This is a genomic window from Pantoea sp. Pa-EAmG (assembly GCF_030024295.1).
Classification (GTDB): Bacteria; Pseudomonadota; Gammaproteobacteria; order Enterobacterales; family Enterobacteriaceae; genus Pantoea; species Pantoea dispersa.
In genome coordinates this window covers 1-11,760 of record NZ_JASEWO010000145.1, presented here as the reverse complement: position 1 = coordinate 11,760, position 11,760 = coordinate 1, and the positions used below count along the sequence as shown (strand labels likewise).

The following is an 11,760-nucleotide window of genomic DNA, read 5'->3' as shown; positions in this document are numbered from 1 at the left end:
CGAAATATCGCTACGGAAAAGCATATGAAAATGCGCGTACTGTTTTCACTTCTGTTTGTAATGGCGGTGGCGGGCTGTAAAGCGCCGCAGAAACCTGTGATCACTGACGATACCATCGTGACCAGTCAGGTTAACGGCGTCACCTTAACTCACCGTCATGTTGTGCTGCCGCCGGCAGAGTTCACCCAGGTGAATGAGCCTTATCGCGCCATGTACCCCGCATCCCTGATGAGCCGTCCGGACTACGGCGGAAAAGTGATCCGCACGCTCGAGACCGGCAAAACCTACGTGGTGCTGGGTCAGGTTGAACACTTCTGGATGGCGCTTGCCGACGAAGGGAACGAACAGCTGATTGGTTACGTCCCAATGCGCGCCGTCATCAAGGCCGACCAGTACGAAGCCACCGTGCGTAAACAGGCGATCCGTCCAAAAGCGCGTAAGAAAGCAACCTGTGTTGACGTCGATGGCAACAGCAAAGCCTGCAAAGACAGCGCAAACGGCACCTGGATCCTGAACTAAACGGGTTTCAAGAGCGTATTTTTTATGAATACAAAAACGTTTCATCAGCTCGGGTTAGCATTTTTCGCGGTGATTTTCACCCTGTTGAGTGGTTGTACGTCGTCTTCACACAGCGACCCCTCCCGCTACAATCTGCAGTTTCAGGCTCACCCCCAAATCAATGATTCTGCGCCATTAAAAGTCAGAGTGCTGCTGCTGAAATCCGATGCGGATTTCATGTCCAGCGACTTCTATTCCCTGCAGAACAACGCGTCAGCTACGCTTGGCGCGAATCTGCTTAACAGCGATGTGTTCTTCCTCATGCCGGGCCAGCTTGCGAAAACCCTGAGTGGACAAAGCTCGCCCGAGGCACGCTATATCGGCGTGATGGCGGAATATCAGACGCTGGACGGGAAAAAATGGCGCGTCTCAATCCCATTGCCTGTTCCCGGCGAAAACCATTTCTATCAGTTCTGGAAATGGTCCGCAGATGAACTCATCGCCAACGTCTTCCTGGACGTGAACGGTATCCGGGTCATCAGCCAGTAACGCGCTTCATAACAGGAAACACATCATCATGACGAAAGCAGAAAAGGTCGTCTGGACCGAAGGCATGTTCCTGCGTCCACACCATTTTCAGCGGACAGAAAGTTACCTGCTGAACCACATTCGTGAATGGGGTGCGCTGCAGCGATCGTATCTGTGGGGCTTTCTCGACGTTGAGCTGGACGACGCGATGCTCCGCCAGGGCTGCATTGCACTGAGCTACTGCAGCGGGTTACTGCCTGACGGCACGTTTTTCCAGGTGCGCAACGGCCGCAACGGCCCGGTACCGCTGAAGATCCCTGACAATCTCACCAATGAGAAGGTGGTGCTTGCGCTGCCGGTTCGCCGCGGCGAACGCGAAGAGGTGATTTTCAGTGAAGAGCAGGCCTCGCTGGCGCGTTACCTCGCGTTTGAACAGGACGTCGAAGACGATAATGCCATGTCAGTGGGCGATGCCACGGTACAGTTTGGCCGCCTGCGTTTAACCCTGATGCTGGAAAAAGATCTCACGGCAGAGTGGACCGCTATCGGCGTGGCCTTTGTGAGCGAAAAACGCAACGACAACCACGTGCGGCTGGATAACAGCTACATTCCGCCGATGCTGAACGCCAACAACAGCCCGCAGATCTACAGCATGATTAACGATCTGCATGGGCTACTGGTCCAGCGCAGCCAGCAGATTGGCGGACGTCTGCGCCAGCCTGGGCGTTTTAATACCTCCGAACTGATTGAGTTCACGCTGCTTTCGCTGGTTAACCGCCATCTTGGTGAGATTTCCCATTTAAAAACCCTGCCGCTGATCCACCCGGAAACGCTGTGGCGAAGCTGGCTGCCATTTGCGACGGAACTTGCCACCTGGACCTCTCAACGCACGGCGGAGAGCGTGCTCCCGGTGTATGACCATGACGATCTGGCGCTCTGTTTCAGCAAGCTGATGCTGATGCTGCGTCAGGGACTGTCGCTGGTGATGGAAGATCACGCCATCCAGCTGCCGCTCAACGAGCGTTCCCATGGTCTTAACATCGCTACCGTGCCGGAGACCAGCATGGTGCGCGAGTTCGGCTTCGTGCTGGCGGTGAAAGCCAACGTGCCGGGCGAACACCTGCAAACCCATTTCCCGGCGCAGATGAAGGTGGCACCGGTCTCGAAAATCCGCGATCTGGTTCAGCTGCAGCTGCCGGGCATTATGCTGCGCGCCATGCCGGTCGCCCCGCCGCAAATACCGTGGCATGCGGGCTACAGCTATTTCGAGCTGGAGAAGGGCAGTGAGCTGTGGCACGAGATGGATAAGTCCGGTGCGTTCGCTCTGCATCTCGCAGGGGAGTTTCCGGGTCTCGATATGGAGTTTTGGGCCATCCGTAGCCCGACAGAATAATAAAGCGAGCACTAAATATGCAGGAACGACAGGATACCGGCAGTGATGCTGTGTTTACCGGAGCCAGTGGCAATAATCAGCTGGTGGCGGCTGCCAACCCGCTGCTCAACGCTATTCCACAAATCCGTCATTCGGTTTCTCATGACGATCAGGTGGCGTTGCGCCAGCGTCTGATCGACGAAATTCGCCGTTTCGAAGTGCGATGCCAGCAGGCAGGGTTGCCGTATGAAGTGATCGTCGGCGCCCGCTACTGTCTGTGTACGGCGCTGGATGAAGCCGCCGCGCTCACCCCCTGGGGCAGCAGCGGCGTCTGGTCCAGCAGTGGCCTTCTGGTCACGTTTCATAACGAAACCTGGGGCGGTGAAAAATTTTTCCAGCTGCTGGCGCGCCTTTCTCAGAACCCGCGTGAACATATCCTGCTGCTGGAGATGATCAACTACTGCCTGTTGCTCGGTTTCGAGGGCCGCTATCGGGTGCTGGACAATGGCCGCACCCAGCTGGAAACCATCAAACAGCGACTGTGGCAGATGATCCGCAGCGTGCGCGGCAGCTACGCGCCGCCGCTCTCGGTGCACCCTGAAGATCGTCCTGTACTGCGCAAGCTGTGGCGTCCGATGGTCCCCCTCTGGGCCTGCGTGGCGCTGGTCGGGTTTATCGCCTGTCTGTTTTATATTGTGCTTAACTGGCGTCTGGGCGATAACACCAGCCCGGTGCTGGCGAAGATTTATCAGTCTCAGCTGCCGGAAACCTCCATTCAGCAGCCCGCTCGCCAGCTGCCTGCGGTACTGAACCTGCGCGGCTTCCTGAAGCCTGAAATCGATGCCGGTCTGGTGGCGGTGAAGGATGAAGCGGATCGCAGCGTGGTGATCCTGAAAGGGGACGGCCTGTTCGCCTCGGCCTCGACGGTGGTGCGTGACCGCTATGAGCCGGTCATCAACCGCATTGCGCAGGCGATGAATAACGTCAGCGGCAAAATTCTGGTGGTGGGCTACAGCGACAACGTGCCGATCCGCAGCGCGCGCTTTGCCTCCAACTATGAACTCTCTCTCGAACGCGCCCGGTCGGTGCAAAAACAGCTGCAGGGAAGCCTCTCGCAGCCTGAACGCGTGAAGGCGGAAGGGCGGGGCGAAATTAACCCGGTGGCACCAAACACTACGCCTGAAAACCGCGCCCGTAACCGCCGTGTGGAAATTACTCTGCTGGTGTCGCCTGAAAATACGCAGGCTGAGCTGAACGGATTGCCGCAAGGAAACTAAGGATGCTGACTACTCTTCTTTCCATACTGACCAATCGCATTCTGTGGAGCTTCCTCGGCGTAACGGCGCTCGCGGCGGTGATCTGGATGATTGGTCCGCTGTTGTCCATCGTGGATACCCGCCCGCTTGAATCAGAACAGAACCGCGTTATCAGTATCGCGGTGGTATATCTGATCTGGGCCCAGAGCCACATTCTGCCTCGGCTGTATAACGCCTGGCTGAACCGCAAGCTGATGGACAAGCTCAACGAGAACACCACCAAAGCGGACGCGGCCGATCCGCAGAAACGCCTGAATAACGAGGAGCAGATCCTTGCAGGTCGTTTCGACGAAGCCGCGCAGATGCTGAAAAAAGCCCACTTCAGTAAGGCGGGCCACAGCGCGCAGTGGACCCAGCGTTTCAGCACGCAGTATCTCTATCAGCTGCCGTGGTACGTTATCATTGGCGCGCCGGGCTCCGGGAAAACCACCGCGCTGGCCAACTCCGGGCTGCAGTTCCCGCTGGCGGACCGCTTCGGTAAAACCGCGCTGCGGGGCATCGGCGGCACGCGCAACTGCGACTGGTGGTTCACCAACGAGGCTGTCCTGCTGGATACCGCTGGACGTTACACCACGCAGGAGAGCGAACAGGTTCAGGACGCGGGGGAATGGCTGGAGTTCATCAACCTGCTGCGTAAATATCGTCGTCGCCAGCCGATCAACGGTGTGATCATCACCATCAGCATTTCCGACCTGCTCACGCAGTCCGCCGAGGCGTCCCGCCAGCAGGCGGTGAACCTGCGCCAGCGTCTTTCCGAGCTGCATGAGCAGCTGGGCATCCGCTTCCCGGTGTACGTGATGGTGACCAAGGCTGACCTGCTCAAGGGCTTCCGCGCCTGGTTTGCCGATTACGACAAAGCGCAGCGCGACCAGATCTGGGGCTTTACGCTGCCGTGGGAGCAGACCAAGCACGCGGATTATGACCTGATGGGCAACTTCCAGCAGGAGTTTTCTCTGCTCCAGCAGCGCCTAGATGCCGGGCTGCCGGAGACCATGCTCAAGGAGCATGACGGTAAAACCCGTGCGGAAGCCTATCTCTTCCCGCAGGAGTTTGCCGCGCTGCGCCCGCTGCTGGCGGAATACCTGAGCACGGTCTTTGCCCGTTCAAACTTTGAAACCGAATTCTCGCCGCGCGGCATCTACTTTGCCAGCGGCACCCAGGAAGGCATGCCGTTTGACCGCGTGATGGGCGAGCTTAACCGCGCGCTCTCTCTGCCAGAAGGGGCCGAAAGCGATAACTGGGATTCTGTCAGCAAAGAAGCCCCCATCCCGGGCGCGAAAGGCCAGAGTTTCTTTATCAAGAATCTGCTGCAAAACGTCATTTTCCAGGAAGCGGGCATTGCCGGAGAAAACCGCTGGTGGGAGCTGCGCAACCGGGCGGTGATCTGGTCTGGTTACGCGGCGCTGCTGGCCCTGCTGGTGATTTTGGGCGGGCTGTGGCTGACCAGTTACGCCAAAAACAAGGCGTATCTGGAAGAGGTTGACGCCAAAGTGCCGGTGCTGGAACAGCAGAGTAAGGCGCTGCAAAATCAACCTCAGCGCGATCTCTTTGCGCTTCTGCCGCTGCTTAACGGGCTGGTGGACCTGCCGAAGAGCGATGCCTTTGATGTGAATGACCCGCCCGTCTCTCGCCGTATGGGACTTTATCGCGGGGATGACGTCAGCGATGCGTCGCAGTCTCTGTATCAGAAAGCGCTGGATCAGATGTTGCTGCCCGCCGTGACGATGCACATCACCACCTGGCTGCGCAACGACAACGGCAGCGACGTGGAATACAGCTACGAGGCGCTGAAAGCCTACCAGATGCTCTATCAGCCGAAGCACTATGACGGCAAATTCCTGCACTCCTGGGTGATGCTCAACCTGCAGCGCAACCTGCCGCAGGACGTCACTCAGGCGCAGCTTCAGCAGCTTGAATGGCATCTGACCCAGCTGCTGGAACCGAAAATTCAGGCTTCACCCTATGCGCTGGATGAATCCCTGGTCGCGCGGGAAAGGGCGCTCATCAACCAGCAGCCGCTCTCGACACGCGTATACGGTCGTCTGAAGCGCCTGCTGGAGCATGATGAAAACCTCAAGCCGGTCTCGCTTTCCGATCTTGGCGGCCCGCAGAGCGAGCTGGTCTTTTCGCGCAAAAGCGGCAAGCCGGTCAGCGAAGGCGTGCCGGGGCTGTATACCCCGGACGGCTACTGGAAAAGCTTTAACGGGCAGATCGACAGCGTGACGACCGCCCTGCATGAAGATGACGCCTGGGTATTAGGTGCCACCACGGCCCAGGAAGATAAACAGCAGATCGATAACGCGGTGCGCCAGCTTTATATGCGTGACTTTATCGCCAACTGGGATCGCTTTCTCGCCGACATTCAGCTCAACAGCAGTGCCGATCTCTCCCAGCGTATCAACACCGCGCGCCTGCTTTCCGGGGCAAACTCACCGCTGCGCCGTCTGGTGCTGAACCTGAGCCAGGTGCTGACGCTGTCGCGCAATGCGCCTGCGCCAGAGGATGCCGGGAAAGCGGAGGAGCAGAGCAACCGTGCGACCCGCACGCTGCAGGCGCTGTTCAGTAACAATGATGCGGCGCCAACGCAGGGTGCGGTAGCGGTACAGGCACCGGAGCAGCTAGTGACTGACCACTATGCGCCGATGATTGAGCTGGCGCAGCCGCTGGAGAAAGGCGGAAAGACCATTGTGTTTGACGATTTTCTCAAGCAGGTGGACGAGCTGTATCGCTACCTGACCGCCGTTCAGGATGCGGCCAACAGCGGGATGCCTGCGCCGGGCGGCGACGCAATTAGCCGTCTGCAGGCCAGCGCGGGCCGTCTGCCGGGCGGGCTGCAAACCATGTTCAGCAATATGGCCGTGGGTGCCAGCAGCGATACCCAGCGACGCGATCTGGAAAACGTGCGTAAGCGCATTAACGTGGAAGTGGGCGGTTTCTGCCGTCAGGCGATTGCCGGTCGCTACCCGCTGGTACGCAGCGCCAGCACGGAAGTGACGCCTGACGATCTCGCCCGCATGTTTGCCCCCGGCACCGGGCTGATGGACACCTTTTTCCGCGATAACCTGACCAACAAAGTCGACACCACCCAGGCGAACTGGCGCTTTATGCCGGGGATCGACGGTAAAACCCTGCCGGGCAGCGAAGGGCTGCTGCGTCCGTTCCAGCAGGCACAGTCAATCCGCGATGCCTTCTTTGCCAACGGGGCGACAACGCCCTCCTATAAGGTCACGGTGCGCACCGTGCGGATGGATAACACCATTCTGAACCTGACGCTGGATGTTGACGGCCAGCTGCTGCGCTACAGCCACGGCCCTCAGGCGGTGCAGATCATGAACTGGCCGGGACCGGGCGGCACCAACCAGGTGCGTATGCAGCTCGGTCTGGCAAACGGCAGTACGGCATCTCTGGTGACTAACGGATCCTGGGCGCTGAACCGCTTTTTCGATAAAGCCCGGACCAGTCCTGGCGCGGGTAGCCTGAGCCGTCAGGCCACCTTCAACGTCGACGGTCATCAGGTCACGCTGGAGTTTGCGCCAAACAGCATTCGCAACCCGTTCCAGCTTCCCCGTTTCTCATGCCCATAACCGCAAGGACAGCCGTATGACGAATACCCCTGCGATGAACCGCTACAGCTGGTATGGCAAATTACCCAGCGCCGGTGACTTTTTGCAGCGTCGCTTTCCTGACACCCTACAGCGCCAGTGGTCACACTGGTTTCAGGTCGGCCTGCTGGCCTGGCAACAGGAAGAGCAGCGCAGCGGTGAGCGCCAGTTTACGAAAGCCCCGGTGTGGAATTTTGTCGTTCCGCCCATGCTGGGCAGCCAGATGATCCAGATGGGCTGCCTGCTGCCGGGACGTGACAGCGTGGGTCGCCACTACCCGGTCTGCATTCAGCTGAGCTTTAGTCCCGCCGAATGGTCATCGCGTCTGCTCGGCCAGGCCGAAAGCTGGTACCAACAGCTTGGTCGTCTGGGCCTGCACGCGGTGCGCAACGGTTTTTCCGCCTCACAGCTTGACGAGATGTTGATGAGTATCCCGGCGCCGCAGCCCGTTGAGCCACAAAAACGCTCCGACATTCTGGACGTGATTGGCTACGACGATGACGGCCAAAGCACGCTGGGCTGGCCGCAGGCGGCAGAGTGTTTTGACCCGCTGCGTCAGACCAGCTTCTGGTGGACGAACCGCTGCGACGGCTACCCGCTCTACACGCACGTCCACAGCGGCAACTTTACCGGGCAGCTGTTTACGCTGCTGTTCGATCCGGCAGGCGGCGCCCGACCGGGTCGTCACGGTCTTTATCCGCCTATGTTTGAATAAGCAGGGATCTCATGAATATCGAAGAATTTCTCGCGCCGATAAGCCCCGACAAACCCTGTGGCGAAAACCTGGAGTACGACGCTGATTTCCAGATCATGAATCAGGCAAGTCAGGGGAAAGCGGAACAGCAGTTTGGCGACACCATTATTCCGGCAGAGCCCGCTGACTGGAACACGGTAGAAAAATTCGCTACCAGCCTGCTGACCCGCACCAAAGATCTTCGCGTCCTGCTGGCATTAACCCATGCCTGGACACGTCGCCGTGGACTCGCGGGCTATGCAGACGGGCTGTTACTGGTGCAGGAAGCGCTGACCCGTTACTGGGAGCCACTCTACCCGCTGCTGGAAGAGTATGGCGAAACCGATCCGTTCTACCGCATCAACGCCCTCGCCGGGCTGAGCGATAAATCTGACCTCACCGTCGCGGTACGCAACGCCTCGCTGCTGCGCTCGAACGGGGATGAAATTTCGCTTCGGGACGCGCAGGCGCTGCTCGACGGCAGTAAAACGGAATGCCCTGACTATCCCGGCGGCCGCCCAAGGCTGATTGACGAACTGTCACGCGGCGACCAGCCCGGCACCGCTGCGGTCATTGTGATTAACGAACGGCTGCTGGCCATTCGCGATCTGCTCACCGGGTATCTGGGGGAAAGCGGGGTACCGGAGATGGAACAGCTGCTGAAAACTGTTGGGCTGGTCGCCAGCGCCTGTCAGGTGACAGACATTAGCAAGCTGCTGCCGAACCGTGAAGCGCAGGCTGAACCCCAGGTTGAGCAGCAATCGGCGGTAACGCAGCCCGTTCAGCAGGTCACCGACTGGCGCAGCGTGCAGGTCACCAGCCGCGCCGACGCCCAGCTGATGCTGGAAAAAGCGAAACAGTATTTTGCGCAGTACGAACCGAGCCATCCCGCACCGCTGATGATCGAGCGGGTGCAGCGGCTGTCTGAACTTAACTTTATGGACATTATTCGCGACCTGGCGCCAGACGGCGTTAACCAACTGGAAAACATCTTTGGACGCCGCGAATAACGCGTCCTGGCATTATGACGACAGGCATGGAGCCTGTCGTTTCACCTTCACCGCGCATCTTTGATGGAGAACATCATGGCAATGAGTAACAGTGGACAGAAATTCATCGCACGTAACCGTGCTCCCCGCGTCCAGATCGAGTACGACGTAGAGATCTACGGTGCAGAACGTAAAATTCAGCTGCCGTTTGTGATGGGCGTCATGGCCGATCTGGTCGGCAAACCGGTAGAAAACCTGCCTGCCGTCGATGAGCGTAAATTCCTTGAAATCGACATCGATAACTTTGATGAACGCATGAAGGCGCTGAAGCCGCGCGTGGCGTTTAACGTGGATAACACCCTGACGGGCGAAGGCAAACTGAACGTTGACCTGACCTTCGACAGCATGGACGACTTCCTGCCGGATGCGGTGGCCCGCAAGGTTGAGCCGCTGAACAAGCTGCTGGAAGCGCGTACCCAGCTCTCTAACCTGCTGACCTACATGGACGGCAAAAACGGTGCAGAAGAGCTGATCGCAAAAATTCTGCAGGATCCGACGCTGCTCAAATCTCTGAGCCAGTTGCCGAAAAATGACGAAAGTGCGAAAGGTAGCGAGGAATAATCGATGAGCAACCAGACTCAACAACACGAGCAGCAGGCGGGTCAGGCGTTCAGCCAGGATGAGTTCAGCGCGCTGCTGAACAAAGAGTTCCGCCCGAAAACCGATCAGGCGCGCTCTGCCGTAGAAAGCGCGGTCAAAACCCTGGCGCAGCAGGCGCTGGAAAATACCGTCACCTTCTCTAACGACACTTACCGCACCATTCAAAACCTGATTGCCGGTATCGACGAGCAGCTGTCGCAGCAGGTGAACCAGATCATTCACCACGACGAGTTTCAGAAGCTGGAGAGCGCCTGGCGCGGCCTGAGCTACCTGGTGAACAACACTGAAACTGACGAGATGCTGAAGATCCGCTTTATGAGCATCTCCAAGCAGGAGCTGGGACGCACCCTGAAGCGCTACAAGGGCGTGGGTTGGGACCAGAGCCCGATCTTCAAGAAAATCTACGAGCAGGAGTACGGTCAGTTCGGCGGCGAGCCGTTTGGCTGCATCGTGGGCGATTACTACTTCGACCACAGCCCGCAGGACGTTGAGCTGCTGGGTGAAATGGCGCGCATCGGCTCTGCGGCGCACTGTCCGTTTATCACCGGTACCGCACCGGGCGTGATGCAGATGGAATCCTGGCAGGAGCTGGCTAACCCGCGCGACCTGACCAAGATCTTCCAGAACACCGAATACGCGGCCTGGCGTTCACTGCGTGAATCCGAAGATGCCCGCTATCTGGGTCTGGTGATGCCGCGCTTCCTGTCGCGTCTGCCGTACGGCATTCGCACCAACCCGGTGGACAGCTTTGACTTTGAAGAGCAGACCGACGGCGCGAACCACAACAGCTACGCCTGGGCGAACGCCGCCTATGCGATGGCGGCTAACATTAACCGATCCTTCAAAGAGTACGGCTGGTGTACCTCGATTCGCGGCGTGGAGTCCGGCGGGGCGGTGGAGAACCTGCCGTGCCACACCTTCCCGAGCGATGACGGCGGCGTGGACATGAAGTGCCCGACCGAGATCGCCATCAGCGATCGTCGTGAAGCCGAGCTGGCGAAAAACGGCTTTATGCCGCTGGTTCACCGCAAAAACTCCGACTTTGCCGCCTTCATCGGCGCGCAGTCTCTGCAAAAACCGGCCGAATATCACGACCCGGATGCCACCGCCAACGCGCGTCTGGCTTCTCGCCTGCCGTACCTGTTCGCCTGCTGCCGCTTTGCGCACTACCTGAAGTGCATCGTGCGCGACAAAATCGGCTCCTTCCGCGAGCGCGAAGAGATGGAGCGCTGGCTGAACGACTGGGTCATGAACTACGTGGACGGTGACCCGGCTAACTCCTCCCAGGAGACCAAGTCCCGTAAGCCGCTGGCGGCTGCGGAAGTGCAGGTGCAGGAAATCGAAGACAACCCGGGCTACTACGCCGCGAAGTTCTTCCTGCGTCCACACTACCAGCTGGAGGGGCTGACCGTTTCCCTGCGTCTGGTGTCTAAACTGCCGTCGCTGAAGACGAAGGACGCGTGATGACGATTGCCGGCTCGAAGGAGCCGGCCATTTGAACATAAAGAGCTTAGCTAATTTCTGTCAGTGAATAAGGATATACGGTGAAACATAGACTTTTGATCGCAACCAGTTTGCTGGCAGTTTCTACTCTGGCGAGCGCGGACGCTGGAAATTATAAATACCCTCAAGCTGAAGCGTTGCCTCAGGATGACACATCAAACTTCCAACGCGATCCGACGTTGTTAACGGGATACGATTTAAATTTGAGTGCAGAGCGTTTCGCTAAAGCCTGGCTGTCGAAAACAAATGAACGTGAACGCATCAAGGCAAATATGTATCTTCTCGGCGTAGTCGATGCGTCTGAGGGCACTGCATGGTGCAAGGGCAGGCCTTTTTTGCCAAATACACTACATGAGTTTCTCTATTCTCGTTTTGCGAACTTATCTAAACAGCAAGGCGATGAACGCGCTTCAAAAATCATCATTGACGGAATGAAAGAATTACGCCCGTGCAAAAAGGAGAGTGACAAATGAGACCATTATACGAACAACTAAAACGTCAGCATTACTCTTCAAATCATACGCGCGCGGGTTTTGCCTCGGGTGAACAGGTCTTCTCA

Annotated in this window: 10 protein-coding genes; all 10 read left to right on the top strand. The window is 58.1% G+C overall.

The annotated features are described in order from the left end of the window. Positions 1-24 precede the first annotated feature (24 nt). The 10 genes from QMM04_RS17060 to QMM04_RS17015 all read left to right on the top strand — a co-directional run bounded on the left by QMM04_RS17060 (position 25) and on the right by QMM04_RS17015 (position 11,674). Positions 25-519, top strand: a complete 495-nt coding sequence (locus QMM04_RS17060) for a hypothetical protein (RefSeq protein ID WP_010432813.1) — start codon at positions 25-27, stop codon at positions 517-519. Between the two features lie 24 nt (positions 520-543). Continuing rightward, on the top strand, positions 544-1,047 hold the full coding sequence (tssJ, locus tag QMM04_RS17055; protein WP_100166065.1) for a type VI secretion system lipoprotein TssJ: 504 nt from the start codon (positions 544-546) through the stop codon (positions 1,045-1,047). Between the two features lie 28 nt (positions 1,048-1,075). After that, on the top strand, positions 1,076-2,419 hold the full coding sequence (gene tssK / locus QMM04_RS17050) for a type VI secretion system baseplate subunit TssK (protein ID WP_100166066.1): 1,344 nt from the start codon (positions 1,076-1,078) through the stop codon (positions 2,417-2,419). 17 nt (positions 2,420-2,436) lie between these two features. Next, positions 2,437-3,675 (top strand): DotU family type VI secretion system protein, encoded by a 1,239-nt coding sequence (locus tag QMM04_RS17045; RefSeq protein ID WP_089601490.1) that lies wholly within the window; start codon positions 2,437-2,439, stop codon positions 3,673-3,675. Positions 3,676-3,677: 2 nt separating this feature from the next. Beyond that, positions 3,678-7,298, top strand: coding sequence for a type VI secretion system membrane subunit TssM (gene tssM, locus QMM04_RS17040; RefSeq protein ID WP_282996586.1), 3,621 nt, complete (start codon positions 3,678-3,680; stop codon positions 7,296-7,298). A 16-nt stretch (positions 7,299-7,314) separates the two neighbouring features. Then, complete coding sequence (gene tagF / locus QMM04_RS17035) at positions 7,315-8,031, top strand: type VI secretion system-associated protein TagF (protein WP_010432823.1); 717 nt, start codon at positions 7,315-7,317, stop codon at positions 8,029-8,031. Between the two features lie 11 nt (positions 8,032-8,042). Then, positions 8,043-9,059: a type VI secretion system protein TssA gene (gene tssA, locus QMM04_RS17030; protein WP_282996585.1), complete on the top strand. Its 1,017-nt coding sequence runs from the start codon at positions 8,043-8,045 to the stop codon at positions 9,057-9,059. A gap of 75 nt (positions 9,060-9,134) precedes the next feature. Then, a complete protein-coding gene (tssB, locus tag QMM04_RS17025; protein WP_010432827.1) occupies positions 9,135-9,659 on the top strand; it encodes a type VI secretion system contractile sheath small subunit in 525 nt (174 codons plus the stop codon). 3 nt (positions 9,660-9,662) lie between these two features. Further along, positions 9,663-11,162: a type VI secretion system contractile sheath large subunit gene (tssC, locus tag QMM04_RS17020; protein WP_014832326.1), complete on the top strand. Its 1,500-nt coding sequence runs from the start codon at positions 9,663-9,665 to the stop codon at positions 11,160-11,162. Positions 11,163-11,242: 80 nt separating this feature from the next. Continuing rightward, the gene (locus QMM04_RS17015) at positions 11,243-11,674 is read left to right on the top strand and encodes a Rap1a/Tai family immunity protein (protein WP_218400964.1); all 432 of its coding nucleotides are present in this window, start codon (positions 11,243-11,245) and stop codon (positions 11,672-11,674) included. The last annotated feature ends 86 nt before the right edge of the window (positions 11,675-11,760 follow it).